This window comes from Brachyspira aalborgi (assembly GCF_008016455.1).
Classification (GTDB): Bacteria; Spirochaetota; Brachyspiria; order Brachyspirales; family Brachyspiraceae; genus Brachyspira; species Brachyspira aalborgi.
This window is the reverse complement of sequence record NZ_SAXU01000001.1, coordinates 894,051-916,575: the sequence shown is the minus strand read 5'-3', so window position 1 is coordinate 916,575 and position 22,525 is coordinate 894,051. Positions and strand designations below refer to the sequence as shown.

Sequence of the window (22,525 nt, the reverse complement as noted above, 5' to 3'; positions counted from 1 at the left end):
TTTTCAAAAAATTTAAAACTTCACAAAATTTTTGAAATAACTATATATAGTAATATTGATTTAATTTTAAGAAATTTTATAATTATTGCCAATAAAAATAAAAATTTTTATTAATAAAAATTTAAAAATTTTATTGGAGGATACAATAAATGAAAAATGTGCCTGAAATTTTTGGTAGTATGGTTTTTAACGATAATGTCATGCGGGAAAAATTGCCTAAAGATGTTTATAAAAAATTGGTAAAAACCATAAAAAATGGAGAAACATTGGATTTGGAGCTTGCTAATGTAGTGGCGCATGCCATGAAAGAGTGGGCTATAGAAAAAGGCGCTACGCATTTTACTCATTGGTTTCAGCCTATGACGGGAATAACTGCGGAAAAGCATACAAGTTTTATAACGAGACAAAAGCCGGCGTCTGGCGAGGTAGAAGGCGGTTCTATTCGTATGGAATTTACGGGTAAAGAATTGGCGCAAGGCGAACCTGACGCTTCAAGTTTTCCTTCTGGCGGATTAAGAACTACTTTCGAGGCGAGAGGTTATACCGCTTGGGACCCGACTTCCTACGCTTTTATAAAAGATAATACTTTATGCATTCCGACTATTTTCTGTTCTTATGGAGGCGAGGCTTTGGATAAAAAAACTCCTCTTCTTCGTTCTATGGAAGTTTTAGAAAAAGAAGCTAAAAGAATACTTAAATTATTCGGACATAACGATGTCGGAAGAGTTTATACTACTGTCGGAGCGGAGCAGGAATATTTTTTAATAGATAGAGAATTATATTTGCAAAGACAAGATTTAAGATATTGTAAAAGAACTTTATTCGGAGCATGCCCGCCTAAAGGGCAGGAACTTGAAGACCATTATTTTGGAGCGATAAAACCAAGAGTGCAGGAGTTTATGAAAGAGCTTGATAACGAGCTTTGGAAATTAGGAATATTGGCAAAAACGGAACATAACGAAGTTGCGCCTGGACAATACGAATTAGCGCCCGAATTTTCAATTACAAATATCGCTTCAGACCAAAATCAGCTTATGATGGAATTAATGAAAGTTATTGCCGAAAAGCATAATTTATCTTGCATACTGCATGAAAAACCTTTTGCGGGAGTAAACGGAAGCGGAAAACATAATAATTGGTCTATAGGCACGGATACGGGAATAAATTTGCTTGAGCCTGGAAATACTCCTTGGAAAAATAAACAATTCCTATTATTCTTAACGGCGTTTATAAAAGCGGTTGACGAATATCAGGATTTATTAAGAGTGACAACGGCAAGCGCAAGCAATGACCATAGACTTGGAGCGAGCGAAGCGCCTCCTGCGATAATATCAATATTTTTGGGCGAAGAATTAACGGATATGTTGGAATCTTTTGTCAACTCTCAAAAATATAACGCTAAAGGCAAAGAAGAGATGGAAGTCGGAGTTCATTATTTGGCGAAACTAACAAAAGATATAACCGACAGAAACAGAACTTCTCCTTTGGCTTTCACGGGAAATAAATTCGAATTTAGAATGGTTGGCTCAAGTTTGTCAATTTCAGGACCTAATATAATATTAAATACGATAGTAGCCGAATCTTTATCGCAATTTGCCGATATTTTGGAAAAAAGTTCTAATTTTGAAAAAGATTTAGAAGAGCTTATTAAAGAAACTTTCAAAAAACATAAAAGAATAATATACAATGGAAATAACTATTCGGACGAATGGGTAAAGGAAGCCGAAAAAAGAGGATTATATAATTTAAAATCCACGCCCGAAGTTTTGCCTCAATTTATTTCAAAAAAGAATGTCGAGCTTTTGACTAAACATAAAGTTTTTGCAGAAAGCGAAATTCATTCAAGATACGAAATAGTTTTGGAAGAATATATTAAAGTTTTGAATATCGAAGCTTTAACTTTAATAGATATGATTAATAAGCATATTATTCCAAACTCTATGGAATATACGAGAGCGCTTTTGGATATTGTAGAGAAAAAGAAAAACTTAAAAATAAAATTTGAAGTTGAGAAAGATTTGATTAATAAAATAAGCGATTTAACCAAATCTCTATACGACAAATTGAAAAAGCTTGAAAGTTATCTTACGGAAGCTAAAAAAATTGGCGATATAAATAAATTATCTAAATTCTACAGAGATAAAATTTTACAATGCATAGATGTAGATATGCGTCAGATAATTGACGAGCTTGAAAAAACGGTTGCAAAAGAATATTGGAAATTGCCGACTTACGGCGAGATGCTTTATAGTTTATTATAATTATTATAAAGATTTTTAAATTTAGCTTTAGGTTTTGAGTTTATAGCTTGAAATCTAAAGCTAATTTTTTATTTATTTTTATTGATATTAAATATTAATTGAATTTTATAAATTATTATAATTATAGTCTAATAAAAAAGCCATTAGGAAGAAAAATCTCCCTAATGACTTCTGACTTTCAAAGCATTAGTTTATTATTTAATTTTTTTTATTTTTGTAAAGCTAATTTTATATCTCCTCTTTCAGCTAAATCGCCTTTCCATTTAAGAGTAAGAGAACCGTCTGTTCCAAAAGTAGCCGTAGCTTCTCTTGTATAAGTTACATATCCGTTTCCTTCTACATAATTTGCTTTTTTGTATTGTAAATTATATACAGAGCCTTTTTCATTTATAGGATAATAATACTGTTCAGTTTCCCAAATTTCTCTATTTTCGTCTTTAGGGTCTATATATCTTACTTCAAGATACGACTCATTAACTTCAGGGACTACAATTTTTGCCACTAAAACTACAGAAACATGTCCTATCTTTTCTATATTTGATTTATATGTTTTATTTTCAAATTGACTGATATCTTTATTATCGTCAACTTTAACTACTTCTTCGGTTGTAGCTTCTCCTGATAAGGTAAGGTTATTTGCCCTAGTTACCTTATTCTTACAGCTTATTGAAAAGACTATAAGAATAGCTACAATAAAAACTAATGCTGAAAGTTTAAAGATTTTTTTGTTCGTCATAAAACGCCTCCTGCCGAGTTTTACTCTGGCTTTAATTAATCTTTCTATACTTAATATAATTAATTAATTTAAAAAGTCAAGTCTTTTTTAAAAAAAATTTATATATTATGTAAACATAATTTATATTGAATTTCGCTTGAATTTTTTATAAAAAATATAATCGTAAAGTCGTTATTTACTTAATAAAAATATTATAGTATAATAGAATTATGAAAAAAAGATTTCTTATTATTGACGCTTTCGGTATCCTTTATAGATATCATTTTATTTTTTTGAAAAGACCGCTTTTAAACTCAAAAGGAGAAAATGTTTCTTCAATAAACGGATTTTTGAGAACTTATTTTTCTTTATTAGACGCTTATCCTTCCGATTATGTCGCTATAGCTTTAGATAGTTCAAGAAAAACTTTCAGAAGCGAAATTTATAAAGAGTATAAAGAAAATAGAGAGAGTATGCCTGACGATTTGAGAAGTCAAATTCCGATTTTATACGAACTTATAGACGCTTTAGGAATATCTAGAATAGTTTTGGATAATTACGAAGCGGACGATATTATAGGATATATCGCAGAAAGAAATAAAAAAGAAAATATAAAAACTATAATTTACTCTCCCGATAAAGATATACTGCAACTTGTCGACAAAGATGTTAATGTTGTGGCAAGCAATAAAGATAATGAATTAATAGAATACGATGCGGAAACAGTTAAAGAAAAGAGAGGAGTTTATCCTAATCAAATTATAGATTTACTCGCTTTAATGGGCGATTCTTCGGATAATATTCCTGGAGTAAAAGGAGTCGGAGAAAAAACGGCAGTTAAACTTTTGCAAGAATATAAAACCTTAAACGGCGTTTATCAAAATATAGATTCTATTCAAGGAAAATTGCAAGAAAGATTGATTAACGATAAAGAAAACGCTTATATGAGTTATGAACTTGCTACAATAAAAAGAGATATAAAAGAATTAAATTTAGATTATAAAGATATTGAAAATAATAAAATCGATATTGAAAAAGTTAATAAAATTCTTGACGATTTGGAATTAAAACAAATTAGAAATAAAATTAATTCTTATATATCCGAAAACGGAACTATAAAATCGAAAAAAGAAGATAAAGTAAAAATATCGGACGAATCAAAAAAAACAGATAAAAAAAATAAAAGAGAAAATAAATTACAAAGCGAATTAATAAAAGAAGAAAAAGAAATAACGATATTATCGAGCGCAAAAGACGGTAATGCAAATTATTATTTAATAGAAAACGAAACAGAATTAAATAATCTTATTAAAGATATAAATAATAAAAAATTGGTATGCGTTGATTTTGAAACTACGGGTTTAAATGTTTTTGAAGATAAAATTATCGGCATTTCGTTTGCTATGAAATCAAAAGAAGCTTTTTATTTTGATATTAGCGGAAGAACTAAAATAAATATTGATTCTTGCTTAAAATTAGTATTCGATACTTTGGCTAAAGAAGATATAAAAGTAATAGGACATAATTTAAAATACGAATATAAAATGATGCGAGCGATAAATAAGAGATTTGGAAATATGTATTTCGACACTATGGTTGCCGCTTATCTTATAAATCCTGCAAGAAGCCGATATAATATGGACGATTTGGCTTTAAGTTATTTGTCTTATAATACTATAAAATATAGAGATATAACCGACAACGCCGAAAAAACTTTATTAAATGTAAATTTAAAAGATGTAGTGGAATATGCATGCGAGGATGCAGATATAACTTTTAGGCTTTACGAATGCTTTGCTCCGATAATAAAGAAATTTGAGCTTGACAAATTATTTTTTAATATAGAAATGCCTTTGATAGAAGTTCTTGCCGATATGGAATTTGACGGAGTTTATATTAGTTCTAAAAAAATGGAAAAACAATCGGAAGAGTATGGTTTGCTTTTAGATAAAATTCAAAAAGACATTTATAAAGAAGCTAAAGAGGAATTTAATTTGCAATCTCCGAAACAACTTGAATATATATTATTTACAAAATTAAAACTTCCGACTGCAAAAAAAACGAAAACGGGATTTTCTACGGATGAAGAAGTTTTGAGCGAGCTTGCCAAAAAATATAAAATAGCGGAAAATATGATAACTTATAGAAAATATTCAAAATTAAAAAATACATATTTGGATGTTTTTCCGACTTTAGTTAATAAATCGACAAATAGAATTCATGCATATTTTAATCAAACCGTAACCGCAACGGGAAGATTATCTTCTTCAGAGCCTAATTTACAAAATATACCCGTGAAAGGAGAAGAAGGTAAAGATATAAGAAATACTTTTATAGCCGAAAAAGGAAATTTACTTATATCAGCCGATTATTCGCAAATAGAATTAAGATTACTAGCTCATTTTAGTAAAGACCCGACATTAGTAGAAGCTTTTAAAAATAATGACGATATTCATAAAAAAACTGCAATGAAAATATATTCCGTTAGTAAAGAGCATATTACTCCTTCAATGAGAAATACGGCAAAAATTATTAACTTTTCAATAATTTATGGAAAAACTGCATTCGGGCTTTCAAAAGAATTGGATATAAAAAGGAAGGAAGCGGACGAGTTTATAAAAAGTTATTTTGAAACTTATTCTCAAGTTAAACCTTTCTGCGAAGAGGCAATTAAAGATATTAAAAATAAAGGCTATGTTAGAACTATGATGGGAAGAATAAGGGATTTATCAAAAACTATAAACTCTTCAAACTCTGTAGTTAGAAACGAAGCGGAAAGAATGGCTTTGAATACTTTAATTCAAGGAAGCGCCGCCGATATGATTAAAGTCGCTATGATAGGAATTCATAGAGAGTTTAAAAATCATTTCAAAACTGCAAAAATAGTTATGCAAGTTCATGACGAATTAGTAGTTGAAGTTTCAGAAGAAGAATCCGACAGAGCTATGAAAGTTATGAAAGATATAATGGAGCATTCGGTTAAAGCAAATGTTCCTATAGTAGTGGATATTCATAAAGGCAAAAGTTGGGGAGAAATTCATTAATTATTTGTATTCAATTTATTTTTCATAAGCGTTAATGCAAGTTTTTCAATATCAAAATTATTATCTTTAGCGGAAGTAGATAAAAGCGAATAATTTATATTTTCTATATTCCATAATATAACTTTTTTATTATCAGAATTATTTTTTATTATAATATTTATGCTTTCAATATCTTCGATTATAAAATCTAACTCTTCTATAATAGCGTTAATATTATTAGAAATATTTTCTTTATTACTAATATTTATATTATTTAATTTAAATAAATCGTTTAATTTTTTTGAAGCTCTATAATAATAATTATTATTTGCATAATCAAAATTAACTTCCGCAATAGTTTTATTTATAATAGCATATTTAGAGTTTAAAGCGTTTTCAGGAGCGGGAGTGCAAAATCCCAAAACCTTAAAAGATTTCGGAGAATCTACGGGAACATAATCTAAATTACTTTTATCATTAAAGCATGATATTAAAATAAAAATGGATAAAGTTAATAATACAATTTTGATTAATTTCATGGAATTTCCTTTATTATAATTTTTTAATGTTCAATTGATTATATATTAAAATAAAATAATATTGAATATGTAATTAATTTTAAGACGATTTTACGAAATTATAAAAAATGCAATTAAGAATATAATATAATAGAGTAAGGTAGAGTAGTTATTAAAAATGTAATAATATATTTTTTAGATAAAATATTTTTGACAACAAATAATTTTTGATATAATATTATTTTATATTTTAATTAATTAAATGTATAAGCAAAAAATGAAAAATATAATTAAAAAAATCGCATTAACTATAATATATATTTTATTATTAACTTCATTTATATTAGGTTTAATATTTATTCCTAAAGTTTATAAATTATATAAATTCTCAAAAGAATATATTAATAAACCTTTTTCAAAAGAAAAATTACAAAAAAACGAAAGCAGAGTATTAAAAATTTACGATAGAAATAATATTTTGCTTGCAAATCTTTTTCCAGAATACGGCGGATTTTATAAAGAAGTTAAATATTCCGATTTGCCTCAAAATTTAATTGAAGCCGTTATAAGCGCCGAAGATAAAAATTTTTTTAAGCATAAAGGAATAGATTATAAAGCGATTTTAAGAGCCTTTATTTCAAATCTTTTAAACAGAAAAATTGTTTCGGGCGGAAGCACAATAACTCAACAACTTTCAAAAAGCATTATTCATAGAGAAAGAAATTATATAAATAAATTTTATGAAGCTTTAGATTCCATTCGATTAGAAAAGAATCTTACTAAAGAAGAAATATTAACAGAATATCTTAACAGAATTTTTTTTGGTAATAATTGCTACGGAATAGGAGCGGCTGCGGAATTATATTTTAAAAAAGAAGTTAAAGATTTAAATATAAACGAATCCGTTATTCTTGCATCTATAATAAAATCGGGAACAAAATTTAATCCTTATAAATATAAGGAAAGATTGCATTTAAGAAAAATATATGTTCTTGGTCAAATGAAAAATAATAATTATATTAAAGAAGAAGAATATAATAATTATATAAACGAAAATACAACGATTTATAAAAATAAAGAAAAATATACTTTTAAAGCTCCGCATTTTGTAATGTATATAAAAGATTCGCTTTATAAATTAAAATATTCAAATATAACGGAAGTAAAAACTACTTTAGATTATAAAATGCAAAAAGAAGCTTCGTTAGTTATAAGCAATGCGAGTCAATCTCTTCATAGTTTCAATGTCAGAAATATTTCCTGCGTTATATTAAACGCTAAAACGGGAGAAGTTCTTTCAATGATAGGCTCTATGGATTATTTTGACAAGGAGACGGACGGCTCTGTAAATGGCGCTATAGCTTTAAGACAACCTGGAAGCGCTTTGAAACCTTTTTTATACGCTTATTTATTTGATAAAGGAGAATCGCCCGCTTCGGTAATAGGAGATATTAAAACTTATATAAACTCGCCAGGAGGAGATTATATACCCGAAAATTTTGATAGAAAGTATAGAGGTCCTGTTACAATAAGAGACGCTCTTGCAAACTCTCTTAATATACCCGCTGTTAGATGGCTTTCAAAATATAGTCTTAAAGATTTTCAAAATATTTTATTAAAATCGGGTTTAAGAAGTATTGATAAAAATCCCGATTATTACGGTTATTCTTTAGTTCTTGGAAGCGCTGAAGTTAGGCTTATAGATTTGGCTTCGGCTTATACTATATTTCCAAATTCGGGAATATTTATAAATCATTATTCTGCAGTTTCATTAAAAAAAGAAAACGGAGAGATATTTTATTTTCCTAAAAAATCCTACACTCATAAAAGAGTAATTTCGGAAGAAAGCGCATATTTAATAAATAAAATATTATCCGACAAAAATGCAAGAATGGGTTCTTTCAGAAGTTATAGAGGATTAGTTTATCCTTTTTCTATAGCGATTAAAACGGGAACTTCAAAAGGCTCAAGAGACGCTTGGGCTATTGGCTATACAAAAGATTATATAGTCGGTTTATGGCTTGGAGATTTTAAGGGAAGCGAAATGATAAATATAACGGGAGGAAACGGAGCGGTCCCGATACTTTACGATTTATTTTCTATGCTTAATAAAAGTCAAAAAGAAACAAGATGGGATAAGCCTAAAGATATTATAGAGAGAGAAATTTGTTTAATCAGCGGAAAATTGAGAGGAGAATTTTGTAAAGAGACTCGACTCGAAGAATTTTCGATTTCAAATGTAGTTAAAGACGAATGCGATGTTCATAATTTATATATAAAAAGAAATTCGGACGGAAGCTTTGATAAAAAAGTTTTTCTTAATTTGCCGAGCGAATATAACGATTGGATTAAAGAAAGACAGATAGAAAAACCAAATTCAGAATGGATAAAGGCAGAAAATACTTACGCTTATAATAATTTAAATCAAATTAATAATTTTAATAGTATAAATAATCAAAATAAAATAAATGAAAGAATTTCAATAACTTCGCCAACCGATAATTCGATTTATAAAATAGATTCTACTTTGCCTTTGGAATATCAAAATATTTTTATTTCTTCTTACATTCCTAAAAATATTATCGAAGCTAATTTATATTGCAATGAAGAGATTATTGCAAATATTGAAGAATTAAAAAACGGTTCTGTGATTTGGAATCTTAAAAAAGGAGATTATACTTTTTATATTAAAGCGATTAATTCAAATGGAAACGATATAAAAAGTCCGAATATCAATATTTTTATACAATGAAATTTTAATAAAGCTTATCATAAAATTAAATTTTATTCCGATAATTTTTAAGTATAAATGTAAATTGGAGTTTATTTTAAAAATGAAAAAAAGAATTATAGCCACAATATTAATATTTGCAATTTCATTAAATATAGAAGCTTATTATAATTCGACTAAATATATAAAAGTTGTCGATGTTCAAGGAAATGTAAAACTTGAAGTGGAAGCGAAAAAATCTGACGAAACTCAAGCGGCAAAAAAAATTATTCAAAAACCCGCGAGATTGGGAGATTTATTATTTACGAGAGACACTATAATCACGGAAGCGTCTTCTTTAACTGCATATTTGCAAGACAGAATTTTATTGAAAGTCGAAGAAAACTCCTCAATATATTTAGACAATACTTTTGATAAAAACGGAAATATTGTATTTAGTTTGCATAAAGGCGAGATTTTAATCGTAGCGCCTATGAGTTATAAACCCGAATACATTACAATTTATACGCCCGACAACAGCACTATAAATATATCTGGAGCCGCTATAGTTTCTCATAATGGAGGAATAACAAAAGTTCAATTCTTGCATGGATATGGAAAATTAAATAATACGGTTGTAGGACAGTTTAGAGAAGTTAATCTAAAAGACGGAACTACAAAAGATATAGTTATGTCGGCTTATTTAAGAAATAGAATAAACGAAATATTAAGAATGCAATATATAGAGAGAGTGGCTCAAGCTAATGTTTACAAAAATATTGCAAAATTAAGCGATTCGTCTGCGTTTAATGTAAAACAGGTAGTAGCGCCTATAGGAAACGATTTTTTTAGCGAATCAAAATAAAATCTTAAAACAATAAATCCTATTTTTTGACAAATATCAATATTCTGTTATAATATAATTAAATTAATTAAATAAGGATAAAAATGAATCCGAGAGAACAAATTATAAAAGCTGCAAGAAAATTATTTAAACAATATGGTTTTAAAAAGGCTTCTATGAGCGATATTGCATTAATGGTTCATAAATCTAAAAGCAGTATTTATTATTATTTTAAGAGCAAAGAAGAAATATTTTTTGCAATCGCGGAAAAAGAAGCTTTAGACTTAAAATCGGAATTATACGAAGCGATAAAAAAAGAAGAAACGGCGGAAGCGAAAATAAGAGCGTATATACTAACGAGACAAAAAGGTTATATAAAACTTGCCAATCTTTACGAAGCCTTGCATAGCGGAATATTTGAAGATTTTACGCTTATAGAACATATGAGAGCGCAATATCATAAAGACGAATTTAATACTATAAAAATGATATTAAGAAGCGGAGTAAAAAAAGGATTATTTAATATAGATATAAAACTTGCAACAGAGTCGATACTTGCAATAATAAAAGGCTTTGAATTAGAATGGGCAAAAAACGAAAATTTTGAAAGCGCAGAAAAAGATTTAGACACTATTATAAATATAATTTTTTACGGAATAGTAAAGAGATAAATATTTTTACTTTTAAATAATAATGAAAAAATTTTATAGCTATCCGATTACTTATATTTTATACATTGCTTTAAGTTTTTCTTTTGGAATATCTTTAGCTTTATCTTTAAAAAATATTTTTTTATCGTATATATTTTTAATAGTCGCTTTTATATTAATAATCTTATCTTTAATTTTTGCATTTTTTAATAAAACTAAAATTTATTTAGCTATAATATCATGTTTTTTTATCGGTTATAGTTTTACTATAGCGAGATATTATAAAATATTTATTAATCCTTTGAGCGATTTTGAAGGCAATATAAAGGGCTATAGAGCGAAAATAAAAGAATATGAAGGAGTAATAAATTTTAGAGATAGATATATTGCTTATGTCGATATGATATTTGACGGAAAAAATTGGCTTTATTATTCGGGAAATATTAGAATATATCATAATTCTTCAAAACCGATTTATATAAACGATGAAATTACGGTTTATGCAAAAATTAATTTGTATAAAAATATTTTTACAAATGAAAACGAAAAAAATATTATAAAAAATCTTGATAATAAAATGTTATATGGCGTTTCTTCAATTTATACTTATATTAATTTTACCGTTCAAAAAAGCGGTTTTTCAATTATCAATTATATAAATAAATACGGTTTATATTTTAGAAATATTGCAAAAAAATCTCTCGGAAAATTTTTAAGTCCAATAAATTATTCTGTAGCTCAAGGCATAACAATCGGAGATAAAAGCATTATTCCAAAAAATATAAATCAATATTTTATAGACGCGGGAATATCTCATATACTTTCAATATCTGGACTTCATATTTCTATGGTTCTTTATATTTTATTTATCGCTTTATCTTTTCTGCCGATAAATTTTTATAAAAGAATATTAATATCTACAATTATAACAATTATAATTTATCCCGCTATTACTTTATTTTCGGTTTCTATAATTCGAGCGAGCATAATGGCTTTTTGTTTATTAATATCTTTTATTTTCGATAAAAATAGAAATTCCGTCAATTCGTTATTTTTAGCCGCTTTAATAATATTGACAATAGAGCCTAATTCTATAAGAGAGATAAGTTTTCAATTTTCTTTTTTAGCGACTTTAGGAATAATTCTTTATTATCCGATTTTTGATTTTTATATTTTAAGTAAAATAAAAAATGTAGATAATATTTTTCTAAAAAATTTAATCATAAAATTAGTTGGATTTCTTTTTATAAATTTAATAGCGTTAATTTCAATATTGCCTTTTAGCGTTTATCATTTTTCGATTTTAAATTTAACTTCGATATTTGCAAATATTTTCGCCGTTCCTTTGGCTTTTATAATTCTATCTTCTTCGATAATAACTATAATTATTTTTCAAATATATTCTCCTTTGTCGATTTATCCCGCTTCTACTGTGGAATTTTTTACAAATCTATTAATAAAATTGTCTAAAAATTTTTCCGAAATAAAATTTTTGAAATATCAAATTTTATGCAATTTATATTTTGCAATATTTTTAACTTTTATTATTATGTTTATCGGGCTTATTTTAAGAGTAAAAATTAATAAAAAATAATTGATTAATAAACTTTTAATATTTATATTATTTACAAATATCTACAAACATAGAAAATATATTTTGCATTTTTATATCTTTAGCAGTCATACATTCGGGATGCCATTGAACGCCAAATATAAAAGCGTCTTTTTTCTTATATTCTATAGATTCTATTATTCCGTCATTAGCCGTAGATGTGATTTTAAAATCTTTAGAAAGTTTATCAATAGCCTGATGATGAAAGCTATTTACTTCGGCAGTTTTTCCAAAAATATTGTAGATTATAGAATCTTTTTTTATTTTAATTTTATGAGTCGCCACATCTATTGCCGCAGTTTGAGAATGTAAAACATTCGTATTTTTTTGAGAGTTAATATCTTGTATTAAAGTTCCGCCAAAAAAAACATTTATAAGTTGTATTCCTCTACAAATTCCAAATATTGGTTTTTTCATTTCAAAAGCATGTTTCATAATTAAAAAATCGAAATCGTCTCTTTCTTTTGATATTGCTCCAATTTTTGGATTAGGTTCTTCGTTGAATCTAAAAGGATGAATATCGACTCCTCCCGTCATTATAATTCCGTCAACTTTTTCAATCATTTTTTTTATTATATTTTCGTCTTCGCATATAGGAATTATAAAAGGAATTCCGTTAGCTCTAACTACAGAATCTATATAAGTTCGATTTACAAAAACCTTTGCTATAGAATTTTCTTCTAAAATATTTCCCGATATTCCTATAATATTCATTTATTAATTCCAAATTTATTTTTAATTTTTAGAAATAATTTTATATATAAAAAATATTTTTTCAAGTTTATTTAATAAATTTTATAAATATATTTTAATTATGTATAACGCTTAAAAATAAAGTATTAATAGTTTTTTATTTAGTTCAAGTTGCGCTCTTTTGTTTTAAGCGTATTAAACTCTTGACAAATCATTTATTATATACTATAATATAGCTATGATTATTAAATTAATTAATTATATTTACGATTACCCAATCGCCAATCGCCAATCGCCAATCGCCAATCGCCAATTAATATAATTTTAAATTTTTTAAAATACTTTTCAAAAAATAAAAACTTATTTATATATGCATATACATTAAATTATATATATTGTCATTATTTTTATAAATTCAAATATTTATTGAGTTATCTATTTTTATTTAGAGGTATAAATTATGCTTTATAAAAATTATACAGACCTAGTAAATAAATTAGTTTGGATTATACCCAAAAAGAGCAAAAGAGATAATATGAGAAATATTCTTAACGATATTGTAAATACCGCTTATAAAGTAGAATATTTAATGAATAAAAATAATTCGGCAGAAAGCGATAAAGACGAAAGAACTATTATAATATGGCAAAGTGATGGATTTACGGGACAGTTGGGTAAATATTTTATTGGAGAATCTATTAAACAAAATTATGATAATGTAAGGATAAAATACGATATTACTTGGCATTTAAATTGGGGTAAAGATGCTTTGGGAAAAGAAAAAAGAATTTTTGATTTAACTAATTGTTTTCCCGATTTAGATATAGAAATAGCTACAAAAGATGAGATTGAAATGTATAAAAGATTATTCTATGTTAAAGACGAAACTTGGTATCCTATAGATAATTATATCAAAAAAATGAAGAATATATATCTTGACGGTTATCCGCTTCCATTAAATCATGATTTTGAAAAAATAAAAGAAAAACTTGACCTTGATAAACATTTGCTTCATAGACTTGAAGGCGATAATTTGGTTATTCATAACGAAATAATTAATCATCCTGCATCGGTAGCCGTTCATATTAGAAGAGGAGATATTAAAGCGCATGGCGGATTTGCGGTATTTAAAAATAACGATTCTATATATAAAGAATATATTTTTAAATCTATTTATTTAATGATAGAAAAATTAAAACCGATAAAGCCTAAATTCTTTTTCTTTTCAAACGATATGAATTGGGTAAAAAATAATATATTAATAAATTTGAAGAAAGAAGTAGAATATACTTACTCTAATAACGATAATAAAGATACGGTATATTTTGATATGTATTTAATGTCTTCATCAAAACATATGATATTTACTATTGGCGCGTTTTCAAAAGCCGCTTATATGTTTAATAAAAATAAAAATATCATAGTAATAAGCCCCGATAATATAAATTCTTTATAAGTAGTTTAAAATATAATTTCAGATTTATAAAAATATTTACATAACATAGTTAACATATTGCTTATTATCGGAATATGCAACCTCAATAATTTATAATAAAATTCATTATAACATACAAAAAATAAAATATCAACAGTTGAATATAAATTTATTTGTATCATTTTCTGAGTATTAATTTATAAAAAATAATCATTTATCAAAAAATTAAGTATAATTTAATCATAATTTAATAATTTATGTTCCTATAATAAGCAATATGTTAACTAATTCTGGAGAAATAAATGAATGACAAAGATATTAAAAAAACGATAGATAATATAGTTTGGTGGATACCAAATAGAAAATTAAGAGACAAAGTTAGAGATTTTTTTGAAAGTATTAGAGCAAAGCATGATTTAATTAATTTCCAATTTAATAAAATAACTCCTAAAGCGAATATAGATTTTATAGATATACATTTGGTGGAACATTGCAATCTTAATTGTCAATGTTGTGACCATTTCTCCCAATTAGCAGAACCGGAATTTACAAATATTGAAGTGTTTGAAAAAGATATTAAAAGACTATCCGAATTATCTAACGGAGAAGTAAATACAATTCATTTAATTGGAGGCGAGCCTTTATTAAATCCTAATATAAAAAGATTTTTTGAAATTGCAAGGAAATATTTTGATAAAACCGAAATAAAATTAATTACAAATGGAATTTTATTATTGAAACAAGATAATAGCTTTTGGCAATCAATGAAAGATAATAATATTACTTTAGCGCCGACAAAATACCCGATAAAAATAGATTGGGATAAAATAAAAGAAATTTGTAAAGACATGAATATAAAATTACAATTTTTTAATGATGAAAATATTATTAAGACTAGCTATAAACATATGCTAAATTTGGATGGAAAAGAAAATCCAGAGTATAATTTTAGAAATTGTAATTTAGCAAATAGTTGCATATTTTTAGATAATGGAAAATTATATACATGTTCTTTACCTTCAAATATAAGACATTTTAATAAATTTTTTAATAAAAATATTCCGATAAGCGTTAATGATTATATTGATATACATAAAGCAAGAAATTATCAAGAAATTCTACAATTTTTAGCGAAACCGATACCTTTCTGTAAATATTGCGATGTGAAAAATTGGAAATATGGTATAACTTGGAAAACTTCAACAAAAGGCATTGAGGAATATATTGAATAATTCTTTATAAAAAATAAATTAATATAAGTTTTCAGGATTGAGACATTTCAAACTATCGACTACAAAAATTCCGTTTTTCCTTATCAATATATCGTCAAAATAAATTTCGCCTCCGCCGTAATCTTCCGTCTGAATGCAAACTAAATCCCAATGAATAATAGATTTATTTCCGTTAGGCGCTTCATCGTAACAAGAGCCTGGCGTAAAATGAAAGCTTCCCATTATTTTTTCGTCAAATAAAATATCTTTCATAGGTTTTGTTATATAAGGATTAACTCCCAAAGAAAACTCGCCTATATATCTTGCGCCTTCGTCCGTATCTAAAATTTCGTTTATTCTTTTAGTATCGTTTGCCGTAGCTTTTATAATTTTTCCGTTTTTAAATTCAAATTTTATATTCTCGTAAGTAAATCCATCGTTATATAAAGAAGGAGCGTTATAAGATAAAATTCCATTAACCGATTCTCTAACGGGAGCGGTAAAAACTTCTCCATCAGGAATATTCATTTCGCCCGCGCATTTAATAGCTTTAATATTTTTTATTGAAAAAGTTAAATCCGTTCCTTCGCCGATTATTTTTACTTTATCTGTTTTATCCATAAGCTCTACTAAATTATCCATAGCTTTTGACATTTTAGAATAATCCAAATTGCATACTTTAAAATAAAAATCTTCAAATTCATCGCTGCTCATTGAAGCCTGCTGAGCCATAGAAGGAGTCGGATAATTAAGTATAACCCATTTTGTATTTTTCACTCTCTCATGCATATGAACGGGATTAGAATAAAATTTTTCGTATATTTGATTATTCTCTCTTCTAACCGAAGAATTTTCCGCGTTATTTGAACCGCCCCATATTCCGATATAAGCGTCCATTTTTCGCATAAGCGCCAAATCGGATTCCGCCCATAATTTTATCTGCTCTTCATTGCATTCTTTAAGTAATTCTATCATTATTTGCGGGTTATGATTCCATACGAAAGGATTTCCTCCGACTTTATAAACTTCTTTTATCAAAGCTTTAACCAAATTATGCTCTTCGCTCTCTCCATAAACTTTTATTAAAACATTTTCATTTTTATTAACTTTACAGGAATAGTTAACCAAACTTTCCGCTAATTTATTTATTCTTGGGTCTTGCATTTTTACTTCCTTAATTTTAATTTTAAAAATTTACTTTATTTTATAAAATATAAAAATTATTTATTAATTTCGTAAATATTATCGTATTCAATATTATTTTCTTTTAATATTTTTATCAATACTTCTCTTAATTCAATTTTAGATTCCCAAGTCAAACCGCATCCCGCCGATATTTCGCTTGGAATAGAAATTATTTTTCCTAAAATATTATTTTCTTTAAATACTTTTTCGGCTCTCAAAACATCAGTTGTAGTATTAAAAGTTATTATAAGTCTTTTTTCATTTTTTTCTATCATATAAAATCTTTTAAGTCCTTTATTTATTATTTTTATCAAATCCTATAATAGCCGCTCCAATAGCTCCGGCGTATTGCCCTCTATCGTCAGTTATCACTTTACCGCAAAGCGATTTTTCTAAAGATTTCACCAAATACGGAAATACGCATAAACCTCCCGTAAGAAAATAATTATCGTCTTTAAACTTTCCGCATAACGAAGCGACTTTATTTGCAACAGACGACACTATGGCGAAAGCGATTTCTTCTTTTTTCTTTCCTGAAGATTTAAGGCTTATAACTTCCGTCTCCGCGAATACCGTGCAAGTAGAACTTATGCTTATATCGGTTGATTCGCATTTTTCAGCCTCTTTAATCAAATCGTTTATCGAGCAGCCGAGAGAGTTAGCCATCAATTCTATAAATCTTCCCGTTCCCGCCGAGCATTTATCGTTCATAATAAAATTATCCACTTTGCCGTCTTTTATTTTTATGATTTTAGTATCCTGTCCGCCGATATCTATTAAAGTGCCGCTTAAATTATTGAATAAAAAATTAGTTCCTTTCGCATGACATGTTATTTCGGTTATCGTATCGTTTGCATATTCTATAGCCACTCTTCCGTATCCAGTGCCTACAAAATATGAATTATCTTTATTAATATTTTTTTCTTTTAAGGTTTTAAATATTTTTGAAGCGGTTTCTATTCCAGACCATCCCGTAGGAAGCATAAATAAATCTATAAATTCTTTTTTATTTTCGTCATAAACGGCTACTTTTGAAGCGGTAGAGCCTATATCTATTCCGACATAATACATTTTTTATACCTATTTTTTAAATTTAGAGCTTATTTCTTTTATAGCCTCTATTCCTTTGTCGATTTCCTCAAAAGTATTAAAATAAGAAAAACTAAATCTCGCTATTCCTTGATTTACCGTCCCTAAAGCTTCATGCATTAAAGGAGCGCAATGAGCCCCTGGTCTCGTGGCAATATTATAATCGTTTGATAGAATATCGGATATTTTTGAAGAATCTATTTCGCCTATATTTAAAGCGACTATCGACACCCTATTGTCTGTTTTATAATCTCCGTAAAATTTTATATTCTCAATATTTTTAATAGAGTCATAAAAATAACGGCTCAATTCTCTGTCATGCTTCATTATTTTTTCTATGGTTTCATTTTCTATAAACTCTAAAGCGGCGTTTAATCCAGCTATTCCATGTCCATTTAATGTCCCAGCTTCAAGCCTCGTAGGCATATCTTTAGGATGAGTTTTTGAATAGCTTTTAATTCCCGTTCCTCCCGTTTTCAAAGGCTTTATATACAAATCTTTTCTAACGCATAATCCTCCAGTTCCTTGAGGTCCCATTAATCCTTTATGTCCCGTAAAACATAAAACATCTATAAAATTATTTTTAATGTCTATCGGAACGCATCCCGCGGTTTGAGAAGCGTCCAATATAAAAATCAATTTATATTTTTTAGCGATTTTTCCTATTAAAGAAATATCCAAAATATTTCCGATAACATTCGAGGCATGCGCGCAAATAATCGCTTTTGTATTTTCTTTAATATTATTTTCTATTTCATTATAATTTATGATTCCTCTTTTATCGGCTTTAATAATTGTAACTTCAGTTCCTATATTTTCCATTTCGTAAATGGGTCTTAATACGCTATTATGTTCAAAAGAAGTAGTTATAATATGGTCGTTTTTATTAATCAAACCTTTTATGGCAATATTAAGAGCTTCTGTAGAATTATTTGTGAAAGCTATACAATTTGGAGAATCCGCATTGAATAGCTTTTTTAATCTCTCTCTTGCCGATAAAATAATTCTTTCGGAATTTAGAGACAATTCATAAGAGCCTCTCGATGCATTTGAAAAATTATTAATAGCTTCATATACCGCTACGGCTACTTCTTTAGGCTTTTTTAAAGTCGTAGCGGCGTTATCAAAATAAATCATAGCATCTCTACAAAGGCTTCAAGTCTCGTTTTAAGTTGTCCCGAATCGCTATTTGAATAATTAGTTTCTATAGCCAAATAAGATTTTCCACATCCTTCAACCGCTCTTCTAACTTTTTTGGTTTCTATAGCATAAGTATGGCAAGCGGTAAGAGTGACATCGACTACTCCGTCTACGCTATAATCTTTTATATATTCTTTTATTCTATCCATTCTACCGTCATTTGGCGTCATTATAGAACATGGAATATTTAAATATCTTTCGGCTATAGCGTCTATAGGCTCTTTATTTTCGTCCACAAGCATTTCAAAATTTTTAGTTCCAACGCAATTTTCAAAACAAACTACAGAACTTCCCGCCTCTTCAAGCTGTTTTACAATTTTATCGACAAGCCCTCCTGTAGGACATCCCGTTATAAGTATTCTTGGCGTTCCTTTTTTAAACGGAGTCTCTCCGCTATCGTATTTTTCTTTAAGCGAATTAGTCAAAGATTTTATTTCGTTTATATAAAGCTCTCTGTCAAACTTGAAGTTGGAAGAATACAAAGCTTCATGCATATCCGTTCCCTTTATTGGCGAAGGATTAAGTTTAGCCAAATTAAAGAATTCTTTCATCGCTTTTCTCTCTTTATTGCATAATTTAATCGCTTCTTTTATTTTATCTTCCGTTATCTTAACACCAAACTTTTCTTCTAATTTTTTTATTAGCTCGACAAGTTCGTTTTTCCAAAGTGCCATAGAAAAATTATTTTTAGAATGAGGAAGCTGCATAACATAAGTGTCTTTTATCTCTCCCAAGAGTTCATACATTTTCTTTTTAGCGTCACATGTAGTCTCGCCGATTATAATATCCGAAAAATACATGTAAGGGCATTTATCGGTTATTGCAAAACCGTAGCTTGATTTTACCAAAGGACATAAATTTTTTGGCAATACTTTTTCTGCATCTGGAACGGTTTCATCGCTTGTAGAACATAGAGACACCGACATGGCATCCGCCGCATATATTAACTCTCTCGGAGTGTATGTGCAAAAAGTTCCTACGACTTTTCTTCCTTTATCTTTTTCTTCTTTCATAGTAAGAAAACCTTTTTTACGCGCGTCGTTAAAAGATTCAAAAACATCTGGCAATTTGTTAGACATATAATTTCTCCTATTAATTTAAATTTTTTAATTTTATTGTTTTATATTTTATAGTAGTGTTTACAAAAATTTATTTTTAGAGTCTATAAACTATGGACTTTTTAGATTAGAATATATGCTTTGTATGTTTCTTTGCCAAATACGATATGGCTACTATTATTTTTGATATTGAAAAATATTCTATCATAAAGATTAATATCTCCAAAATTTCCAAATCTTAAATATCAATATTTTATCGCTATATTAAATATTATATAACATTTTAATTATTTTTCAACAAGTATTTATATATTAATAATTATATTTTTAATTATATAATTAAATTTAATTCAATTTTTTTATTTCATAAAAATATTGTCATTGCAATGACTATTTTTTACCGTTATGCGAAGTTACTGACACAACAAGTCGGTTAGAAGCCAAGCAATATCTCCCACTATCATTGCAAGCGTCTGCTGAGACTAAAGTCTGCCGTTGACGAGCAGTCCACTTTTTATAAAATTTATTTATTTAATGGAACTAAATAATTATAATAAAACTCTTTTTACAATTGCATAAAAAATATGTTAAGTATTTTTTTACTATACCGATATTATATTAAAAGCAGTAAATATTTATAAAGTTAACATAAGAATTGATATATTTATTTTCTGCTATATAATATTAGAATATTATATTTAAGAGAGGAAATAATATGGCAGACGAAGAAAATTTAGATTTAGAAGAAGGCGAAGAAGAGGAACAAGCCGAAGCCAAACCTAAGAAAAAATTTAGCATAAGTCCTATGATTATTAAAATACTTATGATTATTGCTGCTTTATTAGTTGTTATTTTAATTTCTGGACTTATAGCTTACTTTGTATCAAAAGGCGTGGGAAAAGCCTCTGGAGTTCAAGGCGGAATTTCGGACGATATGATAAAACAACCGCCTCCAACTTATTTCCCTATAACTCCAGATTTCAACGCTAATACGGCGGATATGGATGTTACAAGATATTTTAAAGTGAGCATAGTTTTAACTTATACGGCTAACGCTAAACAATTAGCTGTTGAGCTTCCTGAAAGAGTTTATATGATAAAAGACAGAATATACGCGCTCATTAGTTCTTATACTTACGACCAATTAAGAACTAACGAAGGAAGGGAGCAGTTAAAAGCGGATATTAAAAGAGAAATAAACAGTATGCTTAGAAACGGTCAAATAGACGATGTATTGTTTGTAGACCTTATATTAAGTTAATTTGAAAATAGGTTTAAGGAATATTTTATGACGGAAGTATTGTCTCAGAGCGAAATAGATGCTTTATTAAGCGCCATATCGTCAGGCAAAAGTTTGGATAATATCGATACCAAACGCGTTGAAGTAGAGCATAGAAAAATAAAAATTTACGATTTTAAGCGTCCTGATAAATTTTCAAAAGACCAAATTAGAACGCTTCAAATGATGCATGAGAATTTCGCCCGCGTTACCACTACTTCTTTATCGGCGCAATTAAGAACTTTAGTAGGAATCCATGTCGCAAGCGTTGACCAGCTTACCTACGAAGAGTTTATAAGAAGCGTAAGCAATCCTTCTACTTTGGCTATGGTTAGTATGGACCCTCTTAAAGGAAGTTCTATTTTAGAAATTGACCCTTCGATAACTTTTACTATTATAGACAGATTATTTGGAGGACCTGGAGAAAGTCCTAAAAATCTAAACAGAGAGTTAACCGATATCGAGCTTTCCGTTATGGAAGGAATCATAGTTAGAATATTAGGAAATTTAAGAGAAGCCTGGTCTCAAGTTATAGATTTAAGACCGCGTTTAGGCTCTATTGAAACGAATCCTCAATTCGCTCAAATGGTAAGCCCTAACGACATGGTTGTTTTAATTACTTTAGAGACTAAAGTTGCCGATGTTGAAGGTATGATGAATTTTTGTATTCCTTACATTACGATAGAACCTATACTTTCAAAATTATCGGCTCAATATTGGTATGCTTCGGTTAAAAGAGGAAGCACGATTGAAAACTTGAAAATTATTAAAGAGAAATTACAAAATATATTTGTTGAAACTTCGGCGGAACTTGGCTCTATGCAATTGCCACTTTCGGATATTCTCAATCTTCAAAAGGGAGATGTGGTTAAATTTACGGACACTAAAATCACCGACCCTGTTATATTTAAGGTTGGAACGAGAAAGAAATTTTTATGTCGCCCTGGTATTTCGGGCAGTAGAATGGCTGTTCAACTTACGGGAGTCATGGATAACGAGGCTGACATAACCGAAGAAGATTTATTAAAAGAGGAGGAATAAT

At 28.0% G+C, this 22,525-nt stretch carries 18 protein-coding genes; 10 read left to right on the top strand and 8 right to left on the bottom strand.

Going from position 1 to position 22,525, the window contains the following annotated elements:
* The first annotated feature begins 149 nt into the window (after window positions 1–149).
* On the top strand, window positions 150–2,261 hold the full coding sequence (locus tag EPJ79_RS04100; RefSeq protein WP_021957902.1) for a glutamine synthetase III family protein: 2,112 nt from the start codon (window positions 150–152) through the stop codon (window positions 2,259–2,261).
* A 208-nt stretch (window positions 2,262–2,469) separates the two neighbouring features.
* On the opposite strand, the gene EPJ79_RS04095 is transcribed toward EPJ79_RS04100, so the two are convergent.
* Window positions 2,470–2,997 carry a hypothetical protein gene (locus tag EPJ79_RS04095; RefSeq protein WP_147738539.1) on the bottom strand — a complete coding sequence of 176 codons (528 nt, stop codon included), beginning with the start codon at window positions 2,995–2,997 and terminating at the stop codon, window positions 2,470–2,472.
* Between the two features lie 209 nt (window positions 2,998–3,206).
* Between EPJ79_RS04095 and polA the strand changes: the two genes are divergently transcribed.
* Complete coding sequence (gene polA / locus EPJ79_RS04090) at window positions 3,207–6,020, top strand: DNA polymerase I (protein ID WP_147738538.1); 2,814 nt, start codon at window positions 3,207–3,209, stop codon at window positions 6,018–6,020.
* On the opposite strand, the gene EPJ79_RS04085 is transcribed toward polA, so the two are convergent.
* The gene (locus tag EPJ79_RS04085; RefSeq protein ID WP_147526039.1) at window positions 6,017–6,538 is read right to left on the bottom strand and encodes a hypothetical protein; all 522 of its coding nucleotides are present in this window, start codon (window positions 6,536–6,538) and stop codon (window positions 6,017–6,019) included. The two genes, polA and EPJ79_RS04085, sit on opposite strands and share 4 nt — an antisense overlap.
* A 256-nt stretch (window positions 6,539–6,794) precedes the next feature.
* Between EPJ79_RS04085 and pbpC the strand changes: the two genes are divergently transcribed.
* The 4 genes from pbpC to EPJ79_RS04065 all read left to right on the top strand — a co-directional run bounded on the left by pbpC (window position 6,795) and on the right by EPJ79_RS04065 (window position 12,315).
* Window positions 6,795–9,269, top strand: a complete 2,475-nt coding sequence (gene pbpC, locus EPJ79_RS04080) for a penicillin-binding protein 1C (RefSeq protein ID WP_147739603.1) — start codon at window positions 6,795–6,797, stop codon at window positions 9,267–9,269.
* An 82-nt stretch (window positions 9,270–9,351) separates the two neighbouring features.
* Entirely contained in the window at window positions 9,352–10,092 is a 741-nt protein-coding gene (locus tag EPJ79_RS04075; RefSeq protein ID WP_147738537.1) for a FecR domain-containing protein, read from the top strand.
* 83 nt (window positions 10,093–10,175) lie between these two features.
* A complete protein-coding gene (locus tag EPJ79_RS04070; protein ID WP_021958185.1) occupies window positions 10,176–10,742 on the top strand; it encodes a TetR/AcrR family transcriptional regulator in 567 nt (188 codons plus the stop codon).
* Between the two features lie 22 nt (window positions 10,743–10,764).
* The gene (locus EPJ79_RS04065; RefSeq protein ID WP_147738536.1) at window positions 10,765–12,315 is read left to right on the top strand and encodes a ComEC/Rec2 family competence protein; all 1,551 of its coding nucleotides are present in this window, start codon (window positions 10,765–10,767) and stop codon (window positions 12,313–12,315) included.
* Between the two features lie 27 nt (window positions 12,316–12,342).
* Here EPJ79_RS04065 and EPJ79_RS04060 read toward each other — a convergent pair whose 3' ends face one another.
* Window positions 12,343–13,047, bottom strand: a complete 705-nt coding sequence (locus EPJ79_RS04060) for a gamma-glutamyl-gamma-aminobutyrate hydrolase family protein (protein WP_147738535.1) — start codon at window positions 13,045–13,047, stop codon at window positions 12,343–12,345.
* Between the two features lie 439 nt (window positions 13,048–13,486).
* On the opposite strand from EPJ79_RS04060, the gene EPJ79_RS04055 reads away from it, so the two are divergent.
* Together EPJ79_RS04055 and EPJ79_RS04050 are read left to right on the top strand one after the other, a co-directional pair.
* Window positions 13,487–14,482, top strand: a complete 996-nt coding sequence (locus EPJ79_RS04055; RefSeq protein ID WP_147738534.1) for an alpha-1,2-fucosyltransferase — start codon at window positions 13,487–13,489, stop codon at window positions 14,480–14,482.
* Window positions 14,483–14,763: 281 nt separating this feature from the next.
* Window positions 14,764–15,693 (top strand): radical SAM protein, encoded by a 930-nt coding sequence (locus EPJ79_RS04050; RefSeq protein WP_147738533.1) that lies wholly within the window; start codon window positions 14,764–14,766, stop codon window positions 15,691–15,693.
* An 18-nt stretch (window positions 15,694–15,711) separates the two neighbouring features.
* On the opposite strand, the gene EPJ79_RS04045 is transcribed toward EPJ79_RS04050, so the two are convergent.
* Genes EPJ79_RS04045 through EPJ79_RS04030 form a run of 5 tightly spaced genes read right to left on the bottom strand, consistent with a single transcriptional unit; the run spans window position 15,712 to window position 20,225 of the window.
* Window positions 15,712–16,836, bottom strand: a complete 1,125-nt coding sequence (locus EPJ79_RS04045) for an aminopeptidase (RefSeq protein ID WP_147738532.1) — start codon at window positions 16,834–16,836, stop codon at window positions 15,712–15,714.
* A 56-nt stretch (window positions 16,837–16,892) separates the two neighbouring features.
* A complete protein-coding gene (locus EPJ79_RS11815) occupies window positions 16,893–17,171 on the bottom strand; it encodes a putative Se/S carrier protein (protein WP_244289064.1) in 279 nt (92 codons plus the stop codon).
* Window positions 17,152–17,928 (bottom strand): acyl-CoA dehydratase activase, encoded by a 777-nt coding sequence (locus EPJ79_RS04040; protein ID WP_167497314.1) that lies wholly within the window; start codon window positions 17,926–17,928, stop codon window positions 17,152–17,154. The genes EPJ79_RS11815 and EPJ79_RS04040 overlap by 20 nt, the downstream gene beginning before the upstream one ends.
* Window positions 17,929–17,937: 9 nt before the next feature.
* Entirely contained in the window at window positions 17,938–19,083 is a 1,146-nt protein-coding gene (locus EPJ79_RS04035) for an aminotransferase class V-fold PLP-dependent enzyme (RefSeq protein ID WP_147738531.1), read from the bottom strand.
* Window positions 19,080–20,225: a double-cubane-cluster-containing anaerobic reductase gene (locus tag EPJ79_RS04030; protein WP_147738530.1), complete on the bottom strand. Its 1,146-nt coding sequence runs from the start codon at window positions 20,223–20,225 to the stop codon at window positions 19,080–19,082. The genes EPJ79_RS04035 and EPJ79_RS04030 overlap by 4 nt, the downstream gene beginning before the upstream one ends.
* Before the next feature lie 694 nt (window positions 20,226–20,919).
* Between EPJ79_RS04030 and EPJ79_RS04025 the strand changes: the two genes are divergently transcribed.
* Together EPJ79_RS04025 and fliM are read left to right on the top strand one after the other, a co-directional pair.
* A complete protein-coding gene (locus EPJ79_RS04025; protein WP_021958435.1) occupies window positions 20,920–21,465 on the top strand; it encodes a flagellar basal body-associated FliL family protein in 546 nt (181 codons plus the stop codon).
* A 27-nt stretch (window positions 21,466–21,492) separates the two neighbouring features.
* Window positions 21,493–22,524: a flagellar motor switch protein FliM gene (gene fliM / locus EPJ79_RS04020; protein WP_021958434.1), complete on the top strand. Its 1,032-nt coding sequence runs from the start codon at window positions 21,493–21,495 to the stop codon at window positions 22,522–22,524.
* Window position 22,525: the final 1 nt, after the last annotated feature.

Excerpts from the sequence above, each read along its gene's own strand:
- EPJ79_RS04100 (WP_021957902.1), top strand. The coding sequence starts at position 150 with ATGAAAAATGTGCCTGAAATTTTTGGTAGTATGGTTTTTAACGATAAT.
- EPJ79_RS04095 (WP_147738539.1), bottom strand. The coding sequence starts at position 2,997 with ATGACGAACAAAAAAATCTTTAAACTTTCAGCATTAGTTTTTATTGTA.
- polA (WP_147738538.1), top strand. The coding sequence starts at position 3,207 with ATGAAAAAAAGATTTCTTATTATTGACGCTTTCGGTATCCTTTATAGA.
- EPJ79_RS04085 (WP_147526039.1), bottom strand. The coding sequence starts at position 6,538 with ATGAAATTAATCAAAATTGTATTATTAACTTTATCCATTTTTATTTTA.
- pbpC (WP_147739603.1), top strand. The coding sequence starts at position 6,795 with ATGAAAAATATAATTAAAAAAATCGCATTAACTATAATATATATTTTA.
- EPJ79_RS04075 (WP_147738537.1), top strand. The coding sequence starts at position 9,352 with ATGAAAAAAAGAATTATAGCCACAATATTAATATTTGCAATTTCATTA.
- EPJ79_RS04070 (WP_021958185.1), top strand. The coding sequence starts at position 10,176 with ATGAATCCGAGAGAACAAATTATAAAAGCTGCAAGAAAATTATTTAAA.
- EPJ79_RS04065 (WP_147738536.1), top strand. The coding sequence starts at position 10,765 with ATGAAAAAATTTTATAGCTATCCGATTACTTATATTTTATACATTGCT.
- EPJ79_RS04060 (WP_147738535.1), bottom strand. The coding sequence starts at position 13,047 with ATGAATATTATAGGAATATCGGGAAATATTTTAGAAGAAAATTCTATA.
- EPJ79_RS04055 (WP_147738534.1), top strand. The coding sequence starts at position 13,487 with ATGCTTTATAAAAATTATACAGACCTAGTAAATAAATTAGTTTGGATT.
- EPJ79_RS04050 (WP_147738533.1), top strand. The coding sequence starts at position 14,764 with ATGAATGACAAAGATATTAAAAAAACGATAGATAATATAGTTTGGTGG.
- EPJ79_RS04045 (WP_147738532.1), bottom strand. The coding sequence starts at position 16,836 with ATGCAAGACCCAAGAATAAATAAATTAGCGGAAAGTTTGGTTAACTAT.
- EPJ79_RS04040 (WP_167497314.1), bottom strand. The coding sequence starts at position 17,928 with ATGTATTATGTCGGAATAGATATAGGCTCTACCGCTTCAAAAGTAGCC.
- EPJ79_RS04035 (WP_147738531.1), bottom strand. The coding sequence starts at position 19,083 with ATGATTTATTTTGATAACGCCGCTACGACTTTAAAAAAGCCTAAAGAA.
- EPJ79_RS04030 (WP_147738530.1), bottom strand. The coding sequence starts at position 20,225 with ATGTCTAACAAATTGCCAGATGTTTTTGAATCTTTTAACGACGCGCGT.
- EPJ79_RS04025 (WP_021958435.1), top strand. The coding sequence starts at position 20,920 with ATGGCAGACGAAGAAAATTTAGATTTAGAAGAAGGCGAAGAAGAGGAA.
- fliM (WP_021958434.1), top strand. The coding sequence starts at position 21,493 with ATGACGGAAGTATTGTCTCAGAGCGAAATAGATGCTTTATTAAGCGCC.